Source organism: Pseudomonas arcuscaelestis, from assembly GCF_016881005.1.
Lineage (GTDB): Bacteria > Pseudomonadota > Gammaproteobacteria > Pseudomonadales > Pseudomonadaceae > Aquipseudomonas > Aquipseudomonas arcuscaelestis.
The window spans coordinates 149,494-172,670 of the sequence record NZ_JACOPV010000001.1; the positions used below are offsets into that span (position 1 = coordinate 149,494).

21 protein-coding genes are annotated in these 23,177 nt (G+C 58.6%); 8 read left to right on the forward strand and 13 right to left on the reverse strand.

From position 1 onward, the window contains the following. The gene (locus H8F21_RS00640) at positions 1-141 is read right to left on the reverse strand and encodes a hypothetical protein (protein ID WP_203479019.1); all 141 of its coding nucleotides are present in this window, start codon (positions 139-141) and stop codon (positions 1-3) included. A 180-nt stretch (positions 142-321) separates the two neighbouring features. On the opposite strand from H8F21_RS00640, the gene H8F21_RS00645 reads away from it, so the two are divergent. From H8F21_RS00645 to H8F21_RS00660, 4 genes are all read left to right on the forward strand, one after another. Next, entirely contained in the window at positions 322-771 is a 450-nt protein-coding gene (locus tag H8F21_RS00645) for an EVE domain-containing protein (protein ID WP_203479018.1), read from the forward strand. 92 nt (positions 772-863) lie between these two features. Further along, positions 864-1,823, forward strand: a complete 960-nt coding sequence (locus H8F21_RS00650; RefSeq protein ID WP_203479017.1) for an HlyD family secretion protein — start codon at positions 864-866, stop codon at positions 1,821-1,823. Next, positions 1,820-4,543, forward strand: coding sequence for a ribosome-associated ATPase/putative transporter RbbA (rbbA, locus tag H8F21_RS00655; RefSeq protein ID WP_203583910.1), 2,724 nt, complete (start codon positions 1,820-1,822; stop codon positions 4,541-4,543). Before H8F21_RS00650 ends, rbbA begins: the two co-directional genes overlap by 4 nt. Then, the gene (locus H8F21_RS00660) at positions 4,543-5,661 is read left to right on the forward strand and encodes an ABC transporter permease (RefSeq protein WP_203479015.1); all 1,119 of its coding nucleotides are present in this window, start codon (positions 4,543-4,545) and stop codon (positions 5,659-5,661) included. Before rbbA ends, H8F21_RS00660 begins: the two co-directional genes overlap by 1 nt. Before the next feature lie 12 nt (positions 5,662-5,673). Here H8F21_RS00660 and H8F21_RS00665 read toward each other — a convergent pair whose 3' ends face one another. Then, a complete protein-coding gene (locus H8F21_RS00665; RefSeq protein WP_203479014.1) occupies positions 5,674-6,078 on the reverse strand; it encodes a flagellar basal body-associated protein FliL in 405 nt (134 codons plus the stop codon). Between the two features lie 156 nt (positions 6,079-6,234). On the opposite strand from H8F21_RS00665, the gene H8F21_RS00670 reads away from it, so the two are divergent. Then, complete coding sequence (locus tag H8F21_RS00670) at positions 6,235-7,212, forward strand: NADPH:quinone oxidoreductase family protein (RefSeq protein ID WP_203479013.1); 978 nt, start codon at positions 6,235-6,237, stop codon at positions 7,210-7,212. Between the two features lie 22 nt (positions 7,213-7,234). Here H8F21_RS00670 and H8F21_RS00675 read toward each other — a convergent pair whose 3' ends face one another. The 6 genes from H8F21_RS00675 to trxA all read right to left on the reverse strand — a co-directional run bounded on the left by H8F21_RS00675 (position 7,235) and on the right by trxA (position 13,311). After that, a complete protein-coding gene (locus H8F21_RS00675; RefSeq protein ID WP_203479012.1) occupies positions 7,235-7,876 on the reverse strand; it encodes an energy transducer TonB in 642 nt (213 codons plus the stop codon). Positions 7,877-8,010: 134 nt separating this feature from the next. Next, positions 8,011-8,658: a gamma-glutamylcyclotransferase gene (locus tag H8F21_RS00680; RefSeq protein WP_203479011.1), complete on the reverse strand. Its 648-nt coding sequence runs from the start codon at positions 8,656-8,658 to the stop codon at positions 8,011-8,013. 272 nt (positions 8,659-8,930) lie between these two features. Next, the gene (locus tag H8F21_RS00685) at positions 8,931-9,899 is read right to left on the reverse strand and encodes a CDP-6-deoxy-delta-3,4-glucoseen reductase (protein ID WP_203479010.1); all 969 of its coding nucleotides are present in this window, start codon (positions 9,897-9,899) and stop codon (positions 8,931-8,933) included. Next, a complete protein-coding gene (ubiD, locus tag H8F21_RS00690) occupies positions 9,900-11,366 on the reverse strand; it encodes a 4-hydroxy-3-polyprenylbenzoate decarboxylase (RefSeq protein ID WP_203479009.1) in 1,467 nt (488 codons plus the stop codon). A 126-nt stretch (positions 11,367-11,492) separates the two neighbouring features. Further along, on the reverse strand, positions 11,493-12,752 hold the full coding sequence (gene rho, locus H8F21_RS00695) for a transcription termination factor Rho (RefSeq protein WP_038615733.1): 1,260 nt from the start codon (positions 12,750-12,752) through the stop codon (positions 11,493-11,495). Between the two features lie 229 nt (positions 12,753-12,981). After that, positions 12,982-13,311, reverse strand: a complete 330-nt coding sequence (gene trxA / locus H8F21_RS00700; RefSeq protein ID WP_136478672.1) for a thioredoxin TrxA — start codon at positions 13,309-13,311, stop codon at positions 12,982-12,984. Between the two features lie 242 nt (positions 13,312-13,553). Here trxA and ppx point away from each other — a divergent pair, with 242 nt between their 5' ends. Next, positions 13,554-15,056, forward strand: coding sequence for an exopolyphosphatase (gene ppx / locus H8F21_RS00705; protein ID WP_203583922.1), 1,503 nt, complete (start codon positions 13,554-13,556; stop codon positions 15,054-15,056). Here the strand turns inward: ppx and ppk1 are convergent. Then, positions 15,043-17,223, reverse strand: a complete 2,181-nt coding sequence (ppk1, locus tag H8F21_RS00710) for a polyphosphate kinase 1 (protein ID WP_371922341.1) — start codon at positions 17,221-17,223, stop codon at positions 15,043-15,045. The two genes, ppx and ppk1, sit on opposite strands and share 14 nt — an antisense overlap. An 82-nt stretch (positions 17,224-17,305) precedes the next feature. After that, the gene (gene hemB / locus H8F21_RS00715; protein WP_136478674.1) at positions 17,306-18,316 is read right to left on the reverse strand and encodes a porphobilinogen synthase; all 1,011 of its coding nucleotides are present in this window, start codon (positions 18,314-18,316) and stop codon (positions 17,306-17,308) included. A 207-nt stretch (positions 18,317-18,523) separates the two neighbouring features. Between hemB and H8F21_RS00720 the strand changes: the two genes are divergently transcribed. After that, positions 18,524-19,162, forward strand: a complete 639-nt coding sequence (locus tag H8F21_RS00720) for a DedA family protein (protein WP_203479008.1) — start codon at positions 18,524-18,526, stop codon at positions 19,160-19,162. Between the two features lie 101 nt (positions 19,163-19,263). Then, positions 19,264-19,929 carry an isoprenoid biosynthesis glyoxalase ElbB gene (elbB, locus tag H8F21_RS00725; RefSeq protein ID WP_203479007.1) on the forward strand — a complete coding sequence of 222 codons (666 nt, stop codon included), beginning with the start codon at positions 19,264-19,266 and terminating at the stop codon, positions 19,927-19,929. A gap of 8 nt (positions 19,930-19,937) precedes the next feature. Here the strand turns inward: elbB and H8F21_RS00730 are convergent, their stop codons facing one another. The 3 genes from H8F21_RS00730 to H8F21_RS00740 form a co-directional block, all read right to left on the reverse strand. Beyond that, positions 19,938-20,387 carry a YaiI/YqxD family protein gene (locus tag H8F21_RS00730; RefSeq protein ID WP_203479006.1) on the reverse strand — a complete coding sequence of 150 codons (450 nt, stop codon included), beginning with the start codon at positions 20,385-20,387 and terminating at the stop codon, positions 19,938-19,940. A gap of 60 nt (positions 20,388-20,447) precedes the next feature. Further along, positions 20,448-22,346, reverse strand: a complete 1,899-nt coding sequence (locus tag H8F21_RS00735; protein ID WP_203479005.1) for an FTR1 family protein — start codon at positions 22,344-22,346, stop codon at positions 20,448-20,450. 180 nt (positions 22,347-22,526) lie between these two features. After that, positions 22,527-23,159, reverse strand: coding sequence for a LysE family transporter (locus H8F21_RS00740; RefSeq protein WP_203479004.1), 633 nt, complete (start codon positions 23,157-23,159; stop codon positions 22,527-22,529). Positions 23,160-23,177: the final 18 nt, after the last annotated feature.

Here is a 23,177-nt window from a genome sequence, read left to right on the forward strand (position 1 = left end):
TCAACGTTGTTGAGGATTCACCGGTATTTCGTAGGGAGCATCGAGTTTGCGCTCCCAAAGGCTTTGCGCATAACCGGTAGTGACCACACCCAAACCGAACAGAAACACGAGAATCCAGAGCAAGTCCGGTTTGCGATTCATTGATTGCCCCCCTCAGGCAAACTGATCACGTTGTCAGCAACGTTTTTTAGTTGTTGCAGCAGCGTCAAGCTTAAAAGTGGCGCATTCTCCGACAACCAGCGCCGACACGCAAACCTTGACGCCAACCGACCGTCGGTTTCATGCAACAGGTTATTTCAAATTTAGTCAGGAGCACCACTCATGGCCTATTGGCTAATGAAATCCGAGCCCGATGAACTCTCCATCAAGGATCTAGCTCGCCTCAAGCAAGCGCGCTGGGACGGCGTTCGTAACTATCAGGCACGGAATTTTTTGCGCAGCATGGCAGCGGGCGATCAATTTTTCTTCTATCACTCAAGCTGCCCTGAACCCGGTATTGCCGGAATCGGCCAGATCAGCACCGCCGCTTACCCTGACCCGACGGCCCTCGACCCTCAGAGCCATTACTTCGACGCCAAAGCCAACGATGAAAAAAATCCTTGGAGCGCCATCGATGTCGTCCATGTGGAGACATTCACCAAGGTTCTAGGCTTGGGCTACCTCAAGCAACAAACCGCCCTGGCAGAACTGCCTCTTGTACAAAAAGGTAGTCGCTTGTCGGTAATGCCGGTTACCCCGGAGCAGTGGGCCGCAGTACTCGCGTTGCGTTAAACAGGGTAGGATTGCGGAGTTTTGACGAACATCAACGCACCAGGGTCGGTGCCGCGCCACAATTTGGTGCGAATGCAGCAGGAGGCAAACTGATGAGCCAACATACTCCAAAATTATTTGCTGGCGCTTTGATCGCCTTGCTCCTGGCCGCTGGTGGCCTGGGCTACTGGAAGTCCCTGCACGACCGCCTGCCTGAGGGTTTGAGCATGGGCAACGGCCGGCTTGAATCCACTGAAGTACAAATAGCCAGCAAGATTCCCGGGCGCCTGGCCGAAGTACTGGTCGATGAAGGCGACAAGGTCAAGCAAGGCCAGTTACTGGCGCGTATCGACACCCGCACGCTCGAAGCTCAACGCAGCCAGGCTGAGGCCGAGGTGCTTCGCGCCCAGGAAAACTACTCCGCCGCCCAGGCCAATGTGCAACTGCGCCAGAGCGAACTGCTGCTGGCCAGTCAGGAGCTGAAGCGGGTCAAGGAAATCTTCCAGCGTAAATACGCCAGCCAACAACTGCTCGACCAACAGCAAGCCCGCTACGACACCGCAAGTTCAGCAGTGGTCGCAGCCCGCGCGCAATTGGCCGCGATAAAGGCTGCGATTGGCGCTGCCGAAGCACAAGTCGCCCAGCTTACCAGCGAGATCGACGACAGCAGCCTGCGCGCCCCCATCGATGGCATTATCCAGCTGCGTCTGGCCGAGCCGGGTGAGGTGCTGGGTGCCGGTGGTCGCGTACTGATGCTGATCAACCCGAACGACCAGTACATGAACCTGTACCTGCCGGCCTCGACCACCGGCCGCCTGACTGTCGGCGATGAAGCCAGGATAGTTCTCGACGCCCTGCCGGACAAAGCGCTGCCGGCAAAAATCGCGTTTGTTGCCGCCAAGGCCCAGTTCACGCCGAAACAGGTGGAAACCCGTGACGAGCGCCAGAAGCTGGTGTTTCGCGTCAAGCTGCGCCTGACCGAACCCAGCGCCGTGCCTCAGGCCAAGCCCGGCATGCCGGGTGCAGGTTACGTGCGCACGGCTGAAGTAGACTGGCCGGCCAACCTGCAATGAACGCCCTGGCGCTACAAGCGCAGGGCATCAGTCACCGTTACGGCAAGCTCGATGCCCTGCAGGATATCTCCTTCGAGCTGCCAGCTGGCACCCGTTGCGGGCTGATAGGTCCGGACGGTGCTGGGAAGTCCAGCCTGCTGGGCTTGATTGCCGGGGTGAAGAAGCTGCAAAGCGGTGAACTTGAAGTACTGGGAGGGTCGATCCGCAAGCGCCGACACCGCAACAGCCTGTACCCGCGTATTGCCTTCATGCCGCAAGGTCTGGGCAATAACCTTTATCCTGAATTGTCGATCAGCGAGAACATTCGCTTCTTCGCCACCTTGTTCGGCCTCAGCGCTACGCAGTGCGAGCAGCGCATGCACAGCTTGTTGCTCGCTACCGATCTTGCGCGATTTGCCGATCGGCCGGCCGGCAAGCTGTCCGGAGGCATGAAGCAAAAACTCGGTTTGTGCTGTGCGCTGATCCACGATCCCGACTTGCTGATCCTTGACGAGCCAACCACCGGTGTAGACCCGCTGTCGCGTCGGCACTTCTGGGAACTTGTCGAGCAAGTCCGTGCCGAGCGACCACAGCTCACCCTGCTGGTTGCCACTGCCTACATGGAAGAAGCCGAGCAGTTCGAACACTGCCTGATGCTTGATCGCGGCAAGTTGATCGCCTCAGGACTCAGCCAGGAACTGGCCAGCGCAACGGCCAGCGGCAAACTGGATGACGCCTTCACCCACTACCAAGGTGACAGTGCACACGATGCTCAGCCCCTGGAGATTCCTCCACGCCCCGCCGGCGAAACAACAGTTGCTATTGAAGCCCACGAACTGACCCTGCGCTTTGGTGACTTCACTGCAGTGAACAAGGTCAGTTTCGCCATCGGTCGAGGGGAGATATTCGGTTTTCTCGGCTCCAATGGTTGCGGCAAAACCACCACGATGAAGGTGCTCACCGGCTTGATGCCGGCCAGCGAAGGCAGCGCGACCCTTTTGGGTCGGCCGGTAGACGCCAAAGACCTGGCGACACGCAAGCGGGTTGGTTTCATGTCGCAGAGCTTCTCGTTGTATGGCGAGCTTAGCGTGCGCCAGAACCTTGAGTTGCACGCGCGGCTTTTCGATCTGCCCAAAGCCGATAGCACAACCCGTATCGCTGAACTTATTGAACGCTTCGACCTCGGCGACATTGCCGATCAGCAATCCGCAGCGCTGCCGTTGGGGCTGCGCCAGCGTCTGTCGCTCGCGGTGGCGGTATTGCACCGTCCGGAAGTGCTGATTCTCGATGAGCCCACTTCAGGCGTTGACCCGGCTGCCCGCGATGATTTCTGGCGCCTGCTGATCGAGTTGTCGCGGGAACAAGGCGTGACCATATTCCTCTCTACGCACTTCATGAACGAGGCGCAGCGCTGCGACCGAATTTCCCTGATGCACGCGGGTAAGGTGCTTGCTTGCGACACCCCCGCGGCGCTGCAACAGCAGTTTGCCGGTGATACCCTCGAAGACGCTTTCGTGACATGCCTGGAACAAGCGCAAGGCCTTGCCGAAGCGCCAGCAGCCTCAACGGCTCTCGAGGAGCCTGGCGCTACAACCCCGATAACCATGTCCCAGGGGTTCAGTATCAGGCGCCTGTTTGCCGTCGCCACCCGCGAGGGCAAGGAGCTGCTGCGCGACAAAGTCCGCCTGGCGTTCGCCTTGCTCGGTGCGTTGTTCATGATGGTGATCTTCGGCTATGGCATCTCGCTGGACGTAGAGAACCTCGCGTTCGCCGTCTATGACCAGGACCAAAGCCCGCAAAGTCGAGCCTATCTTGAAGCATTCCGTGGCTCGCGCTACTTCGCCGAGCAGCCGCCTATCCGCGACTCGGCACAGCTGCACCAGCGCCTGCAGCGCTCGGAAATCAAGCTGGCACTGGAGATCCCCCCTGGATTCGGACGTGACTTGCATGCCGGGCGCCAACCCGTGGTAGCGGCGTGGCTCGACGGCGGCATGCCGTTTCGCGCCGAAACCAGCCGTAACTACGTCGAAGCGGTGCACCAGGCCAACCTCGAGCAACTGGCAGCCCTGAGTAGCCAGGCACAACCTGGACAATCACCCGTGCGCCTGGAAACTCGTTTTCGCTACAACCAGGACGTGGTCAGCGTGAACGCCATTGGTCCCGGGGTAATGGCGCTGATCCTTGCCTTCATTCCGGCCATGCTCACAGCACTGGGGATTGTCCGCGAAAAAGAACTGGGCTCGATTACCAACTTCTATGCCACCCCACTGACCCGCCTGGAATTCCTGCTCGGCAAACAGGCTCCCTACCTGGCGATCAGCCTGATCAACCTGGCGTTGCTGGTGGCGATGAACCGCTGGCTATTCGGTGTGCCATTCAAAGGCAGCGCATTTGCCCTGGCCGTTGGCGGTCTACTGTATGTGCTGGCAACCACTAGCCTTGGCCTGTTGATCTCGGCGTTCACCCGTACACAAATCGCGGCGATCCTCGGCACCATGATCATCACCAGCCTGCCGACCATCCAGTTCTCCGGGCTGATCGTGCCACGCTCATCACTCGATGGATCTGCAGCACTGATGGGGCAACTGTTCCCGGCCGGCTACTTCCTCGATGTTGCCGTCGGCACCTTCACCAAGGCCTTGAGCCTGCGTGAACTGTGGCCGCAATGCCTGGCCCTGTTCGGGTTCTTTGTTGCCTTCACCGGCCTGAGCCTGGCCATGCTCAAGAAGCAGGAGGTCTGATGCATCGTTTGGCACATACCCTGCGCCTGGGTCTCAAGGAGCTGACCAGCCTACGCCACGACAGCGTTCTGCTGCTGTTTTTGCTCTATGCATTCAGCGTGGCCATCTACATGCCGGCGGCAGGCTCGATCATTGGTGTGCACAACGCCAGCGTCGCGGTGATCGATGAAGACCACAGCCAGCTGTCGCGCAAGCTTGCCGAAGCCTTGCAACCCCCTGAATTCCAGCCTGCGGTGCCGCTGCCTTACAACCAGCTCGACCAGGCCATGGACAGTGGCCTGTATACCTTCGTCATCAACGTGCCAACGAACTTTCAAAACGACCTGCTGGCGGGGCGTTCACCGGAATTGCAGGTTAACGTCGATGCCACAGCCATGAGCCAGGCGTTCATGGGGGCGGGATACATCGGGCGGATATTCGAGCGCGAGCTGCTCGATTACGCCAACCAGGGCTCCGCCGCTACCAACAGCCCGGCGGTAATCAGCCCGAGGGCCCTGTTCAACCCCAACCTGGAAGGTGGCTGGTTCCTGGCGGTAATCCAGATCGTCAACAACATCACCATCCTTGCCATCGTGCTTACCGGCACAGCACTGCTACGCGAGCGCGAACATGGCACCCTGGATCATTTGCTGGTGCTGCCGCTGACCGCACTGGAAATCATGCTGGCCAAGATCGGCAGCAACGCACTGGTCGTGGTGGTATGCACCTGGGTGTCGCTGGAGGTAGTCGTCAAAGGCGCACTGGGCGTGCCGCTGGCCGGCTCACTCGGGTTGTTCCTGGCAGTCACCGCCCTGTACTTGTTTGCCAGTACAGCGCTAGGCATATTCCTCGCCACCCTGGCGCGCTCGACGCCGCAGTTCGGCCTGCTGGCGATTCCAGTGATCATTCCCATGCTGTTGCTGTCGGGCGGCAGCACACCGCTGGACAGCATGCCGCAGTGGCTACAGTGGGTCATGCAGCTTTCACCTTCAACCCACTTTGTCAGCCTGAGCGCGGCGATCCTGTTTCGCGACGCCGGCCTGGCGGTGGTCTGGCCCGACGTGCTGGCCCTGGCAGCCATTGGCCTGGCGTTTTTTGCGGTCGCCCTGGCGCGCTTTCGACGCAGCCTCACATCCTGAAGCGGGTCGGTATCACTGCACGATAAGGTTGTTGAACAATAGATCATCGACCATAGGCTTGCCCTCTTCGGATTCCAGGACTTGCTGGACTTGCTTCAAGGCTTCCTGACGCAGTTTTTCCTTGGATTCGACATTGCTCATGCTTTCCAGATTCTGCTGGGTAAACAGTGCCACCAACTGATTGCGGATCAGTGGCTCATGATGCTTAACCGCTGCGGCAGCAGCATCACTGTTAACGCGCAAGGCCACGTCGGCTTTGAACACACGGAGTTTCGGCCCGCCATCCAAGGCATAGTTGCCAACGAAGGGTGGACTCAAAGAGATATAAGAAACCTTCGGTTCGCCTTCCTTGGCTTCCTCGGCCATCGCCGCTGTCGGCAGCATCAACGCCAGTACCATCAAGATCCACGCTTTCACAAATTCGCTCCTCACACAGTTGGCGCCAGCATACCCAGCGCACCGGTCAAACCCAAGCCCAGGCTTATGCCGGCCTATCAGGACGGGCCATGCTGATTGACCCGGTACTCCACCCACCTACACTTATCGGCCACTACGCGCAAAGGAATAGTCCCGATGAAAGCTGTGTTGTGCAAAGCCCTGGGTCCTGCCAGGGATCTGGTCCTGGAAGAAGTTGCAAACCCCGCCCCGAAGAAGAACGAGATCGTCATGGAGGTGCATGCAGCCGGGGTCAACTTTCCCGACACCTTGATCATCGAAGGCAAATATCAATTCCAGCCCCCCTTGCCCTTTTCGCCTGGCGGCGAAGCCGCCGGTATTGTCAGCGCGGTAGGTGAAAAGGTCACCACACTCAAACCGGGTGATCGGGTCATGGCACTGACAGGCTGGGGGAGTTTTTCCGAGCAAGTTGCAGTACCTGCCTACAACGTCCTGCCTATCCCAGAGCAAATGGATTTCAACAGTGCAGCCGCCTTTGGCATGACCTACGGCACCTCGATGCATGCCCTGCAGCAACGTGGCCAGCTCAAGGCTGGCGAGAGCCTGCTGGTACTGGGTGCCTCAGGCGGCGTCGGGCTGGCAGCAGTGGAAATCGGCAAGGCCATGGGGGCGCGGGTGATTGCTGCAGCCAGCAGCGCCGAGAAACTCGCCGTAGCCAAGGCTGCCGGCGCCGATGAGTTGATCAACTACAGCGAGCACAGCCTCAAGGATGAGATCAAGCGCCTGACCGCTGGTAATGGCGTCGATGTCATCTATGACCCGGTTGGCGGCGACTTGTTTGACCAGGCTGTCCGCGGCATCGCCTGGAACGGCCGCCTACTGGTGGTAGGTTTTGCCAGCGGGCGCATCCCGCAGCTACCGGTAAACCTGGCACTGCTCAAGGGTGCGGCAGTGCTCGGCGTGTTCTGGGGCGCTTTCGCCCAACGCCAGCCGGACGACAATGCAGCAAACTTCAAGCAACTGTTTGCATGGTACGCCGAGGGCAAGCTCAAGCCACTGGTGTCGCAAACATTCCCACTGGCCGAGGCAGGCGCGGCCATCGAATTGCTCGGTCAGCGCAAGGCCGTGGGGAAATTGGTGGTGACCATGTGCTGAGCCGGTTTTCCCGCAGCGCTCGTTAGCGCTGCGGGACCAGCCGCTCGCGCAACGCCGCAGGCCAAAGGTCGACATAGTCGACTCCCGGGAATGCCCGGCACTGTTCGATAATTTTCGGCAGGGCCTTGTTAAAGGCCTTTGAGGTAGCAAGGGCGTACTCGTAGCTGGTGGCGCCGTCTTTCGGGATGTCCGAGATCATGCGAATCGACAGCAATGTCGTGTTCATCTCGTCAAGTGGCCTTTTTTCATCATCTTTACGGTACAAGGCCACTTCTTCGTTGAATTGCTTGCACGTCTTCAAGATCAACCCGGCACGCTCGTAGATATCCCACCATTCTTCTTTGTCATTCAGACGAAAATACAGATTTGTTTGTACATCCACTTTTTCAGGGTTTTCTCTAGAAACGGTCCAGGGCTTGAAACGCCATTTCCTGGCCGCTTTCAGCGCAGAATTTGCAAAGGCCGGGTCACTACTCTGAAGGACCTTTACATTTCGGACGCTACCGTCAGCCAGCACATCGAAACCGATTCTGACAGAACCGGAAATAGCCGACTTGAGCAATTCCTGCGGATAGGTTGGGATGACCTTTTCAACAAATTCCATTTTGATATCGGCATGGGCAATACCTGCCCCCACCAACAACAGTGCTGCTAACCACTTCATCCTTGATCCTTGCCTGCCTTGAGTTCTTCCAGAGCACGATATTAGCGAACCAGAGTTTCTGCGGCAATTTAACAATTCTCATTACTGTTGGAGGCACAGCTCCAACGGGTAGTCGCGAGCTTGCCCGCTACCGCTTATGCAGTGCCCGGATGGCAGCGGCGAAAGCGAGCTTCAAGGTTACGGTCCGGCATGGCGTGGCTACGCAAGGCACTCAATGTCTGCTCGACATAGTCACGGGTGCTGCCGTAGCGCCCGCTGGCATTGGCGAAGATCTGACTGAGCAGATGGTCGGGCAGGTTGCCGGCATAACAGGGCAGGTGCCGCTCCAGCACAAACCCCAATGCCTGAACCTTGCTGCCATCATCGAGACGACAAGTAAGCCAATGAGGTCGGTAGGCCGGGTATGGCATTTCACGCTGCCACAGCGCCAACAGAGAGTCTTCAAGGCGCTCCTGCGGCAACCTGTAGGCGAAGCCGCCGCATGAACCACCCCGATCCAGACCGAACACCAGCCCCGGGGACTCAGGTGTACCACGATGCTCATGAGACCAGAGGTAGAGGCCACGATGATAACCATGCACCTTGGCCCGCTGGCGCTCGGCGGCATTGCACTCCGGCCGCCAGATCAGCGAACCATAGGCAAACAACCAGACGGGGCCGCCCTGGTGACGTGACATGGTGTGCTGAACCGAGTGTTGAAGTTGCTCAAGAGACAGTTGTTGTCCGAAGTCGAGCAACGGAGGATAAGCCACATTCAAAGATGCAGTTTCAATCGCCGACATAGCTGCCGCCAAATTCCTCGTAACTGGTGAAGTGAGTTACTGTAAACGAATGCTTCATCCGCGTACTTACCGTACGGCAGACGGGCATTGAACACAATACTCGGCACACTCGAAAGCGCCCTGCAGCAAGGCGTTGCGCAAGCTATCGAGTGTTATTTCAAGTGTAGTGAAAGTTATTTACGGCGCAGGCAATAATAAAGGCCTTATGCCAGACACCAACGATGCAGGTTATTAAAATAGGCACGCTGTTGCAGCGTGCCTTATACCGCTATTCAATCACGCGGCGCATAAGCAAAAACATCGGCACGCATTTGATGAGCGTCCATTCCTGCTTCGACCAATGCATCGAGGGTGGCATAGATCATATTGGGCGAACCACTGGCATAGACGTGCACACCTGCCAGGTCGCTCAGGTCTTCGCACACCGCCTCATGCAGCATTCCGCAGCGCCCTTCCCAACCACAAAGATCACTGACCACTTTGTGCAGAAACAGGTTCGGCAAACGCTCCCATTCGGCCCAGTGTTCGATCTGGTAGAAGTCCTCAGGGCGGCGCACCCCCCAATACAGATGGACCGGGTGCTTGAATCCCTTGGCCCGGCAATGTTCGAGCAGACTGTGCATCTGCGCCATGCCGGTACCCGCGGCAATCAGTACCAATGGGCCGTCGGGCAACTCGGCCAAATGAGTGTCGCCAAAGGGCATCTCGATGCGCGCCATGCGCGTACGTTGCAACTGCTCGATCAACTGCAGGGCGCTGTTCTCACGCGCCAGTACATGCATCTCAAGTTCACGCCCGCTATGAGGCGCCGAAGCCAGCGAGAAAGCTGCCTTGTCAGCGCCTTCGCGCTCGATCATCAGGTATTGGCCCGCGTGATAGCGTGGCACTTTGCCGGCCGGTGCCCGCAGACGAATCCGCCAGACATCGCCACCGACGTCGACGCACTCACTCAACTGACAGGCCAGTGTCCGCACTGGCAGCTCACCCAGGGCGAGCACACCATCCCACAACAAGATACAGTCCTCCAACGGCTCGGCGATGCAGGTGAACAGTTCGCCATGATCACGCTCCTGTCCATCCTGACGCACACGCCCCTCTACCAGCAAGGCAGCGCAGACATGACAGTTGCCATTGCGGCAGCTTTGCGGGCAGTTATAACCCAGGCGTCGCGCCCCATCCAGAATCCTTTCACCGGGGTTGAGCACTAGCACCGCCCCGGAAGGCTGCAAGGTTACCTGCATTTAGTCTATTCCCAACTGGTTCCACAGCTCATCGATCCGCCGGGTGACAGCTTCATCCTTAACGATGACCCGCCCCCATTCACGGGTGGTTTCTCCTGGCCATTTGTTCGTTGCATCCAGGCCCATCTTCGAGCCGAGGCCAGAAATCGGCGATGCAAAGTCCAGGTAGTCGATCGGGGTGTTCTCGATCATTACCGTATCGCGCTTGGGGTCCATGCGCGTGGTAATCGCCCAGATCACGTCATTCCAGTCACGTGCGTTGATGTCGTCGTCGGTGACGATAACGAACTTGGTGTACATGAACTGTCGCAAAAACGACCAGACACCGAGCATGACGCGCTTGGCGTGCCCCGGATACTGTTTCTTCATGGTCACCACCGCCATGCGGTAGGAACAACCCTCTGGTGGCAGGTAGAAGTCGGTAATCTCCGGAAACTGCTTTTGCAGTATCGGTACAAACACCTCGTTCAATGCCACACCGAGAATCGCCGGTTCATCCGGTGGACGCCCGGTGTAGGTGCTGTGATAGATCGGGTTTTTCCGGTGAGTAATACGCTCAACGGTAAACACCGGGAAGCTATCGACTTCGTTGTAGTAGCCCGTGTGGTCGCCATAAGGCCCTTCCGGGGCCATTTCACCCGGATGTATCACACCTTCGAGGATGATTTCGGCAGTAGCTGGCACCTGCAAGTCATTGCCACGGCACTTGACCAGCTCGGTGCGGTTTCCGCGCAACAAACCAGCAAAGGCATATTCGGAAAGTGTGTCAGGCACTGGCGTCACGGCGCCAAGAATGGTTGCAGGGTCAGCGCCCAAGGCCACAGAAACCGGGAACGGTTGGCCCGGATGCTTCTCGCACCACTCGCGGTAGTCCAGGGCGCCACCACGATGGCTGAGCCAGCGCATGATGACTTTATTACGGCCAATTACCTGTTGGCGGTAAATCCCCAGGTTCTGGCGTTCCTTGTTCGGGCCTCGGGTTACAGTCAGGCCCCAGGTAATCAGCGGCGCCACATCACCCGGCCAGCAATGCTGCACCGGCAGCATGCCGAGATCGACGTCGTCGCCTTCAATGATCACGTCGTGACAGGCCGCGTCCTTCACCACCTTCGGCGCCATGGACACCACTTTCTTGAAGATCGGCAGCTTGGACCAGGCGTCCTTGAGCCCCTTGGGCGGCTCAGGCTCCTTCAGGAAAGCCAGTAGCTTACCGATTTCACGCAGCTCGCTGACCGACTCGGCCCCCATGCCCATGGCCACCCGTTCCGGGGTGCCAAACAGGTTGCCAAGCACTGGAATGTCAAAACCGGTGGGGTTCTCGAACAGCAATGCCGGGCCTTTGGCTCGCAGAGTGCGATCGCAGACTTCGGTCATTTCCAGAACTGGGGAGATCGGAACCTGGATGCGCTTGAGTTCGCCGCGCTGTTCCAGGCCACGGATAAAGTCGCGCAAATCGCGATACTGCATGCAAAAGCCTCGTATTCGCCGTACCGGTCGGGGAGCAGAGTGTAGCGCCTAACCCGACCAGCCAGAATAGCCAAAGTACAGATAGCAAAAAGCCGGGTTGCCCCGGCTCTTGCACAACGCACTCGTTTACTTGCGCTTCATCGACAAGAAGAACTCGTCGTTGGTCTTGGTCTGCTTGAGCTTGTCGATCAGGAACTCGATGGCAGCGACTTCATCCATCGGGTGCAGCAGCTTACGCAGAATCCACATGCGCTGCAGTTCGTCGTCAGCGGTAAGCAGCTCTTCGCGGCGGGTACCCGAACGGTTGATGTTGATGGCCGGGAAGACACGCTTCTCGGCAATCTTGCGGTCCAGCGGCAGTTCCATGTTGCCGGTACCCTTGAACTCTTCGTAGATCACTTCGTCCATCTTCGAGCCGGTTTCAACCAGCGCGGTGGCGATAATGGTCAGCGAGCCGCCTTCTTCGATGTTACGAGCAGCACCGAAGAAACGCTTTGGCTTCTCCAGGGCGTGAGCATCGACACCACCGGTAAGGACCTTGCCAGAGCTTGGGATCACGGTGTTATAGGCACGGGCCAGACGGGTGATCGAATCGAGCAGGATGACCACGTCTTTCTTGTGCTCAACCAGGCGCTTGGCCTTCTCGATGACCATTTCGGCAACCTGCACGTGGCGGGTTGGCGGCTCGTCGAAGGTGGAGGCAACCACTTCGCCGCGCACGGTGCGCTGCATTTCGGTTACTTCTTCCGGACGCTCGTCGATCAGCAGAACGATCAGGTGGCACTCGGGGTTGTTACGCGTGATGTTGGCCGCGATGTTCTGCAGCATGATGGTCTTGCCCGCCTTGGGCGGAGCGACGATCAGGCCACGCTGACCTTTGCCGATCGGAGCGCACAGGTCGATAACCCGACCGGTGAGGTCTTCAGTGGAACCGTTACCGGCTTCCATCTTCAGGCGCTTGTTCGGAAACAGCGGCGTCAGGTTTTCGAACAGAATCTTGTTCTTCGCGTTTTCCGGCCGGTCGAAGTTGATGGTATCGACTTTCAGCAGGGCGAAGTAACGCTCGCCTTCTTTTGGCGGGCGGATCTTACCGACAATGGTGTCGCCGGTACGCAGGTTGAAACGACGGATCTGGCTTGGCGAAACATAGATGTCGTCCGGACCGGCCAGATAAGAAGCATCAGCAGAGCGCAGGAAGCCGAAACCGTCCTGGAGAATCTCCAGCACGCCGTCACCGGAGATTTCCTCGCCGCTTTTCGCATGCTTTTTCAACAGGGAGAAAATCACATCTTGCTTGCGCGAACGGGCCATATTTTCTATGCCCATCTGTTCGGCCATTTCGAGCAGATCGGTAATCGGCTTTTGCTTGAGTTCAGTCAGGTTCATAAGGGGAATGACGTAATCATGTAAGAAGGGGAAATTAAGCTTCTGGCTTAATGAAGCCGCGCCGCAAAGAAGGCGACAGGATCGCGTACTGATTCGAATTAGGGATGCGTCGGCGACGGCGTGCAGAGGGCACCGAAAAAACAGTGCGAGGCCGAATGTAACACCTGCTTTTTCTGCCGTCTAGTCATCAGGCAAAGAAAAGCCCCGGAAAATACGGGGCTTTTTTGACTCAGATATTGGCGTCCAGGAAGGCTGCCAACTGAGACTTGGACAACGCGCCGACCTTGGTGGCCTCGACGTTGCCGTTCTTGAACAGCATCAGCGTCGGGATGCCACGCACGCCGTGCTTGGCCGGGGTTTCCTGGTTCTCGTCGATGTTCAGCTTGGCAACGGTCAGTTTGCCCTGGTAGGTAGCGGCGATATCGTCCAGAACCGGAGCGATCATTTTGCAAGGGCCGCACCATTCAGCCCAGTAGTCAACCAGCACCGGGCCTTCAGCCTTCAGTACATCGGCTTCGAAGGAGGCGTCAGTGACGTGTTTGATAAGATCGCTGCTCATGGAAGTCTCCAAGGTCGTAAGCAAAAAAACGTGGCCCATCATAGCCGCACCTGCGGCTTACAGGAAGTCGCGGACGATTGAGTGTAACTATAGTTGTGCATGACCGTGCATATGACCGCTGTCACAGGAAAGTCATATTTCCTCATTCAACCTGCCTTGCATCAAGCCTTGATAAGCTGCGCGTTGGCGTCAGCTCAGGATCGTGGCACGATTGCCGGGTTATCGACCGAGAAGCCATGATCATGCCGCAAAACACAGCCAAGAATCTTTCCTTGATCGCTGCCATCGACTTGGGCTCCAACAGCTTCCATATGGTTGTGGCCATGGCCCACCATACCGAGATCCGCATTCTTGAGCGCCTCGGCGAAAAGGTCCAGCTGGCCGCCGGCATCAACGAAGAGCGCCAGCTGAACGAAGAGTCCATGCAACGCGGTCTGGACTGCCTCAAACGCTTCGCCCAACTGATCAGTGGCATGCCCGACGGTGCGGTGCGTATCGTCGGCACCAACGCCCTGCGCGAAGCGCGCAACCGTGGCGAGTTCATCCGCCGCGCCGAAGAGATACTCGGGCATCCGGTAGAAGTGATTTCCGGCCGTGAAGAGGCCCGACTCATCTATCTGGGCGTGTCCCACACCCTGGCCGACACCCCCGGCAAACGCCTGGTCGCCGACATTGGCGGCGGCAGTACCGAGTTCATTATTGGTCAACGTTTCGAGCCACTGCTGCGCGAGAGCCTGCAAATGGGCTGCGTCAGCTATACCCAGCGCTACTTCCGTGACGGCAAGATCACCCCAGCCCGCTATGCCCAGGCCTATACAGCCGCGCGCCTGGAGCTGATGAGCATTGAAAACGCCCTCCACCGCTTGACCTGGGACGAAGCCATCGGCTCCTCCGGGACCATCCGTGCCATCGGCCTGGCCCTCAAGTCGGGCGGCATGGGCAACGGCGAGGTCAACGCCGAAGGCTTAGCGTGGCTCAAGCGCAAACTATTCAAGTTGGGCGATTCCGAAAAGATCGACTTCGAGGGCGTCAAACCGGATCGCCGCACGATTTTCCCGGCAGGCCTGGCCATTCTCGAGGCCATTTTCGACGCGCTGGAGCTACAACGCATGGACCATTGCGATGGGGCCCTGCGCGAAGGCGTGCTGTATGACCTTTTGGGCCGTCATCATCACGAAGACGTCCGTGAACGCACCCTGTCTTCGCTGATGGAGCGCTACCACGTCGACCAGGGCCAAGCCGCCCGAGTCGAACGCAAAGCCTTGCACGCCTTCGACCAGGTAGCCAAGGCCTGGGACCTGGAAGAGGGTATCTGGCGCGAATTGCTCGGCTGGGCCGCGAAGGTGCATGAGGTGGGCCTGGACATCGCCCACTATCACTACCACAAGCATGGCGCCTACCTGATCGAGCACTCCGATCTGGCGGGTTTCTCCCGAGAAGACCAGCAAATGCTTGCATTGCTGGTGCGCGGCCATCGCCGCAACATCCCCAAGGACAAGTTCGCCGATTTCGGCAAAGACGGCGCCAAGCTGATTCGCCTGTGCGTGCTGCTGCGCTTTGCGATCCTGTTCCACCACATCCGCGGCACCCAGCAGATGCCAAAGGTTACCCTGCACGCCAAAGGCGACAGCCTGGATGTAGAGTTCCCGGCGGGCTGGCTGGAAGAGAATCAGCTGACCCAGGCCGACTTCGGCCTGGAGGCCGAGTGGCTGACCCGGGTCGGCTTCGTCCTCAGCGTACGCTGAGGACCGGGTTGCTCAGGCGCTCCAGCAGGGCCGCCTGGGCACTACGCGGGTTCTGGTTCCCGGTAGGCGTACTGCGAACATAGCGACCATCCGGCTGCAGGATCCAGGCGTGGGTGTTGTCGGTCAGATACCCCTCCAGCTCCTTCTTCACACGCAGAATCAGCTTTTTGCCCTCGACCGGGAAGCAAGTCTCGACGCGCTTGTCGAGGTTACGCTCCATCCAGTCGGCACTCGACAGGAACATCTGCTCCTCGCCGCCATTGAGGAAGTAGAACACCCGAGTGTGTTCCAGGAAGCGGCCGATTATCGAACGCACCTGAATGTTGTGCGACACACCGGCAATTCCTGGCCGCAAGCAGCACATGCCACGCACCACCAGATCGATGCGCACACCCGACTGACTGGCCTTGTACAAGGCGCGGATGATCTTTGGATCGGTCAACGAGTTGAACTTGGCAATGATGTGCGCAGGCTTGCCATCAAGGGCAAACTGGGTTTCACGCGCAATCATGTCGAGCATGCCTTTCTTCAAGGTAAACGGCGCATGCAGCAGCTTTTTCATGCGTAGGGTCTTGCCCATGCCGATCAACTGGCTGAACAACTTGCCGACGTCTTCGCACAGCGCATCATCGGAGGTCAGCAGGCTGTAGTCGGTATACAGCCGGGCGTTGCCGGCGTGGTAGTTACCGGTACCCAAGTGCGCATAGCGAACGATTTCACCCGCTTCGCGACGCAGAATCAGCATCATCTTGGCGTGAGTCTTGAAGCCAACCACTCCGTAGATCACCACGGCGCCGGCCGCTTGCAGGCGGCTGGCGAGTTGCAGGTTGGACTCTTCGTCGAACCGTGCGCGCAATTCGATCACCGCAGTGACCTCCTTGCCGTTGCGCGCCGCATCGACCAATGCGTCGACGATCTCCGAGTTGGCGCCACTGCGGTACAGGGTCTGGCGTACGGCCAAGACGTTAGGATCCTTGGCGGCCTGACGCAGTAGATCGACCACGGGCGTAAACGATTCAAACGGGTGCATGAGCAGGATGTCCTGCTTTCCGACCACGCTGAAAATGTTCTCGGCGTTCTGCAGCAGCTTGGGAATCGCTGGGGTAAACGGGGTGTACTGTAATTCTGGGTGACTATCCAGGCCAGTAATGCTGAACAGTCGAGTCAGGTTGACCGGGCCATTGACCTGATACAACTCACTTTCACTCAGGTTGAACTGCTTGAGCAGGTAATCCGAGAGATGTTTGGGGCAGGTGTCTGCCACTTCCAGGCGCACCGCATCACCGTAGCGACGCGAGAACAGCTCGCCACGCAGGGCGCGGGCCAGGTCTTCGACATCTTCGGAGTCGAGCGCCAAATCGGCGTTACGGGTCAAGCGGAACTGATAGCAGCCCTTTACCTTCATGCCCTGGAACAGGTCGTCGGCGTGAGCATGGATCATCGAGGACAGGAAGACATAGTTGGCGCCAGGGCCTCCCACATCTTCCGGCACTTTGATTACCCGCGGCAGCAGACGCGGCGCCGGTATGATCGCCAGGCCAGAATCGCGGCCAAAGGCGTCCACACCTTCAAGCTCGACGATAAAGTTCAGGCTCTTGTTCACCAGCAACGGGAACGGGTGAGTCGGATCGAGGCCGATTGGCGTGATGATCGGCGCGATCTCGTCGCGGAAGAAGCGCCGCACCCAAGCCTTGAGCTTGGTGTTCCAATGGCGGCGACGAATGAAGCGAATTTGGTGCTTCTCCAGCTCTGGCAGCAGCACATCGTTGAGAATCGCATACTGGCGATCAACTTCGCTGTGCACCACTTCGCTGATGCGCGCCAACGCCTGGTGAGGCTGCAGGCCGTCAGCGCCGGCCTGCTCACGGGCAAAGGTGATTTGCTTTTTCAGGCCCGCTACACGAATTTCGAAGAACTCATCCAGGTTACTGGAAAAGATCAGCAGGAACTTCAACCGCTCCAGTAATGGGTAGTTCTCATCCAGCGCCTGCTCCAGCACGCGAATGTTGAACTGCAGTTGCGACAGCTCACGGTGAATGTACAGGCTGCTGTCATCCAGACCCGGAATGGCGATGGCGGGTGCCGCCGGGGCCGGTGAAGGCGCGGGCGCCTCTACCTCGACCACAGGCTCGGGCACTGCAGCAGGCTCCGGCGGCGTTTCGAGCATCTGCTCCGGCACGGAATGAGCTTGCTTCATTTCGACATCACTACTCTGTACTTCGTTATTCATCTAGCGTTCCTGAAGGGCGTTACTGCCCTCTCATCAATTGAGCAGCGCGAACAGCGAAATAGGTCAGGATGCCATCAGCTCCTGCCCGTTTAAAGGCCGTGAGGGATTCCAGGATCACTCCTTCACTGAGCCAGCCGTTCTGGATCGCGGCCATGTGCATGGCGTACTCGCCACTGACTTGATAGACAAAGGTCGGGACCTTGAATTCATCCTTGACCCGGTAAAGGATATCCAGATATGGCATGCCTGGCTTGACCATGACCATATCAGCGCCTTCAGCCAGGTCTGCAGCCACTTCATGCAGGGCTTCCTGACTGTTGGCCGGGTCCATCTGGTAGGAGGCCTTGTTGGCCTTGCCCAGGTTCAACGCAGAGCCGACCGCATCGCGGAACGGACCATAATAGGCGCTGGCGTACTTGGCTGAGTAAGCCATGATGCGAACGTTGACGTGACCGGCCAGCTCAAGTGCCTCGCGAATGGCCTGGATGCGGCCATCCATCATGTCCGAAGGGGCGACAACCTGCGCACCAGCTTCGGCATGTGACAGCGCCTGACGCACGAGTGCATCGACGGTAATGTCGTTCTGCACATAACCTTCGTCGTCGAGAATACCGTCCTGGCCATGCGTGGTGAACGGATCAAGGGCTACGTCGGTAATCACACCCAGCTCCGGGAAGCGTTCGCGCAGGGCTCGAGTGGCTCGCTGGGCGATACCCTCAGGATTCCAGGCCTCAGCTCCGTCCAGCGACTTTTTCTCTGTGGGCGTGACCGGGAACAAGGCCAGGGCAGGAATACCCAGGTTCACCCACTCCTGTGCAGCTTCCAGCAACAGGTCGATGCTCAAGCGCTCTACACCCGGCATCGAGGCAACTTCCTCACGGCGATTTTCGCCATCCAGGACAAACACCGGCAGGATCAAATCATCGACGGTCAGTACGTTTTCGCGAACCAGACGACGGGAGAAATCGTCACGACGGTTGCGACGCAGACGGGTGGCAGGAAACAAACGGTTAGCGGGGGTAAAGCTCACGGCAGACTCCTGAGCCCGCGCAGGCGGGCGAGCGCGACAGTTATAAGCGCTCATTATGACGCTTGAATGACAGCCAGGGACAACCCTGCGACTTGAGGACGCAGTTATTGTCCTTGTAGGAAATGTTCACGTCGAGACACATTTGGACACTTTCCCCAAAGGCCACGAAGGGTTAGGCTGCGCGTTCATTTCGCCAGCACCCAGAAAATGCTCCAACAATTCCTGCAGGATTTCGGCTACTTTGCCCTTTTTCTCGGTACGTTTTTCGAAGGTGAGACCATCCTGGTTCTCGCAGGCTTCCTTGCGTTCCGCGGATACATGGATATCAACCTGGTGGTCGTGGTGGCCTTCTTCGGCAGCTATGCCGGTGACCAGCTCTGGTATTTCATGGGGCGCAAGCACGGGCGTAAGCTGCTCGCGCGCAAGCCACGCTGGCAACTGATGGGCGACAAGGCCCTCGAGCACATCCGTCGGCATCCGGACATCTGGGTCCTGAGTTTCCGTTTCGTCTATGGCTTGCGTACCGTTATGCCGGTCGCCATTGGCTTGTCCGGCTACCCACCACGGCGCTACTTGCTGCTCAACGGCATCGGCGCGGCCGTCTGGGCCTTGGCCTTGGGCACCGCCGCCTATCACTTCGGCGCCATTCTCGAAGGCCTGCTGGGTAACGTGAAAAAATACGAACTGTGGGTCCTCGGCGGCCTGCTGGCATTGGGCGGGTGCCTGTGGGTGCGTCGGCGCTTCAAGGCCGCGCGCGTTGCCCGCAAGGAAGCTGCCGCGTTGCTGGCGGAACAAGCGGAGCAGGCCAAGCAGTCAGCCCCCGATCAAGACAACAATCGTCCTTGACCTGCAGCAAGTGAACACTCGGCGCGGATTGCGATCCAAACTCTGTGGCGACATCTGCCAAATTATAGGACATTGAACACCTCGACTCGGGAGTAGTGAGAATGACAAAAAAAGTTGCAGTGATTCTTTCCGGCTGTGGTGTGTATGACGGTGCCGAAATCCACGAAAGTGTGATTACTCTGCTGCGCCTGGACCAACGCGGCGCACAGGTGCAATGCTTTGCTCCGAACATTGCCCAAATGCACGTAATCAATCATCTGACCGGCGAAGAAATGCCCGAGTCGCGCAATGTCCTGCTGGAGTCCGCGCGCATCGCCCGTGGCGAAATCAAGGACTTGCGAGAAGCCGATGCCAAAGACTTCGACGCACTGATCGTACCGGGTGGTTTTGGCGCGGCAAAAAACCTGTCCAACTTTGCCGTTGAAGGCTCTGCTTGCACCGTTCACCCAGACGTTCTGTCGTTGGCCGAAGCATTTGCCGAAGCCGGCAAACCGGTGGGTTTGATCTGTATTTCCCCTGCCCTGGCGGCGAAGATCTATGGCCCTGGCGTGGTCTGCACCATTGGTGACGATGCCGATACCAGCGCAGCCATCGTCAAGATGGGCGGCACTCACGAGGAATGCGATGTTCATGACATCGTCGAAGACACCCAGCGCAAGTTGGTCACCACCCCGGCCTACATGAAGGCGAAGTCGATCAGCGAAGCTGCTGGCGGCATCTACAAGCTGGTTGACCGCGTACTAGAGCTGACTCACGAAAACGACTGAGTTCGATATCAACGTGCCAGGCGCGTGAGGATGCGGTCCAGGGCGTTGGCGAATGCCTGCTTTTCACGATCGCCGTAAGGCGCCTGGCCACCACCGACCTGCCCCTGCTCTCGCAGGTCGGTGAACAGGTTGCGTACCGCCAGACGCTCGCCCATGTTGCGCTCATCGAACTCACGCCCGCGCGGATCAAGACAAGCCACGCCCTTTTTCACCAGCCGATCGGCAAGCGGCACATCACTGCAAATCACCAGCTCACCCGGCACAGCATGTTCGACCAGGTAGTCGTCGGCGGCGTCCGGACCACTGGGCACAACGATCAGCCTGACACAGGCAAATGCAGGCTTGATCTGGCTCTGCCCAGCCACCAGTACCACTTCGAGCTGGCGCTTGAGAGCGAATTTGACCACCTGATCCTTCGCCGCCTTGGGACAGGCATCGGCATCAATCCAGACACGCATCAGAAAAAACTCCAACAAGAACGGGCGATCAGTATCTCCGCTCGCCCGTCCAGCTTCAAATCAGCCCGCCGAAACCCGTCGTTTCTCGGCCAAGCGACTACGTCCGTAGAGAATGACGATTGCAAGCAACGCCACAGCTTGCGCGGTCAGCGAGTAGGCATCTGCGTGGATACCCAGCCAATCAAAATCGAAGAATGCCACCGGACGAGTGCCAATCACGCCGGCCTCCTGCAAGGCCTTGACGCCGTGGCCGGCAAACACCACCGACAATGCACACAGCAGAGCGGCGTTAATGCTGAAGAACAACGACAGCGGCAGTTTCGCCGAGCCACGCAGAATCACCCAGGCCAGGCCAATGAGCAGGATCAGCGCCGTGGCGCCACCCGCCAGTACCGCCTGATGCCCTGCAGGGCCGGCCTGCAGCCATAGGGTTTCATAGAACAGAATCACTTCGAACAGCTCGCGATACACCGAGAAGAACGCCAGCAAGGCAAAGCCGAAACGTCCTCCACCGCTTACCAGACTGCTCTTGATGTAGTTCTGCCAGGCAGCGGCATGCCGACGATCGTGCATCCATACCCCTAGCCAAAGAACCATGACGCTGGCAAACAGCGCTGTGCAGCCTTCCAGCAGCTCACGCTGGGCGCCACCCACGTCAATTACATAGGCCGCAAGTGCCCAGGTACCAAAACCAGCCAGTAATGCCAGGGCCCAACCGATGTTGACGCTGCGCACCGCCGACTGCTGCCCGGTGTTGCGCAAAAAGGCCAGGATCGCCGCCAACACCAGAATAGCTTCCAGGCCTTCGCGTAGCAGAATCAGCAGGCCGGATATGTAACTCAAGGTCCAGCTCAAGCCGTCCCCACCCAGCAGATCCGCAGCTTCCTTCAGCTTGCCTTTGGCTACCTCCAGGCGCTCTTTGACCTGATCGAGACTCAAGCCATCCTGCAACGCCTGACGATAAGCCATTAGCGACTTCTCAGTGTCTTTGCGTACGTTGGCATCGACGTTGTCCAATGAGCTTTCGACCAGCTCAAAGCCTTCCAGGTAGGCTGCAACCGACAGGTCATAGGCCTGCTCGTGGTCCCCGGCCTCGAAGGCTGCCAGACTCTTGTCCAGCGTGGTTGCGGTGTAGTCGAGCAACTGCCCCGGCCCCCGCTGGACCTGCGGCGGCTGGGCGCGTTGCGCACGGAATACTGCAGCTGCCTCTGGACCTTGGGCGGCGTCGACCTCGGCGGGCGTCTGACGAGCCAGATCAGCGAGGTTGAATGTTGTGTCACCCTTGGCTTTGGCCGGGTCGGCAGTAAAGCTTGCGATATAAGTGGCCAGGTCCCAGCGCTGGCGCTCGTCAAGCTGGTCGGCAAACGATGGCATGTCGGTGCCTTCAATACCTTGCCCAAGCGTATTGAACAGATCGAACAAACTCAGGCGGGACAGGCGTTCGCTGCTGCGCAGGTTGGCCGGCGGCGGCTCAAGGCCCACACCTGCCGGACCATCACCGGCGCCGGTGTCGCCATGACAAACCGAGCACTGCTGTGCGTACAGCGGTGCGCCACGGGAGGCATCGGGCGTGATGAGCGGGGCCTGGCTGACTTCATAGGCTACGGCCAACTGCGCACCAAGCAGGCGGGCCTGGTGGGCGACGCTGGCGCCCTCTTGATGCTGAACAATGGCTTGGCGCAGGTTGATCACGCCCTGCTCCAGCGCTCTCTGCTCGGCGCGGGCCGGCAGGCCGCTGATCAGGCCTTGCAAAACATCAGTAAATTCCAGCTGCTCACGGTATTCCCCATCGTCCACGACCTTGCCCGCTTCCACCGTTGCCGGATAGTCGGCGCCGATGTAGCCGATCAGGTGCAACGCTTTGGCGGCATCATCGACAGAGTCAGCCAGCAGCGCGGTACTGCTCAAAGCCAGTAGCGGCCAGAGTAACCAGGCAAGCAAACGGGAGCGGGGAATCATGAGCCAATCTCAAATAACAATGCGAGGTATTGCATTGTTCACTTCCAATGGCCATCGCTCAAGGTTTACCCGGCAATCTCAGCAAAAATTAGTGACAATTTCATCTTCAAGCAAAAGGCGACCCGAAGGTCGCCCATTGCTACACATGCAGCATTTACCGCAATGATACGTGCCTGCGCCTCAAACCGGCGCCCTGCGAATGGTCGCCAGCAGCGTGGCAGCGCCTAGGAACAACCCGGCAAAGGTGCGGTTCATCCGGCGCTGTTGCTTGGGGGTACGCAGCAAGCGCAAGACCCGCGCTGCCAGGCCGGTGTACCCGGCCATGACCAGTAGATCGACAGAGATCATGGTCGCGGTGATGATCAGATACTGAGGCAGTAATGGCGCATGTGGATTGATGAACTGCGGCAGCACCGCCAGCATGAAAATCAGCGCCTTGGGGTTGCTGACGTTGACCAGAAAGCCGCGAAACACCAAGCTCAACGGTTTTCCGATTGGCCGCACGGCAGACTCATCGCTCAGGTCAGCCGGCAAGGCACGCCATTGTTTGACGGCAAGGTAGACCAGGTAGCCAACACCGAACCATTTAATTACCTGGAACGCGGTAGCAGAAGCCGCCAGAACAGCGCCGACACCGGCAGCAATGATCGCAATCTGCAGTACCAGGCCAAGTTGCAGGCCCAGAGCGTTCCAGTAACCACGCCAGAAACCGTACTGCAGCCCGCACGACATCGAGGCAATGGCCCCAGCGCCCGGCGAGAGACTGATCACCCAGCAAGCGGCAAAAAATGCCAACCACGTTTCCAACGACATCGCACACCTCGCCCGTAG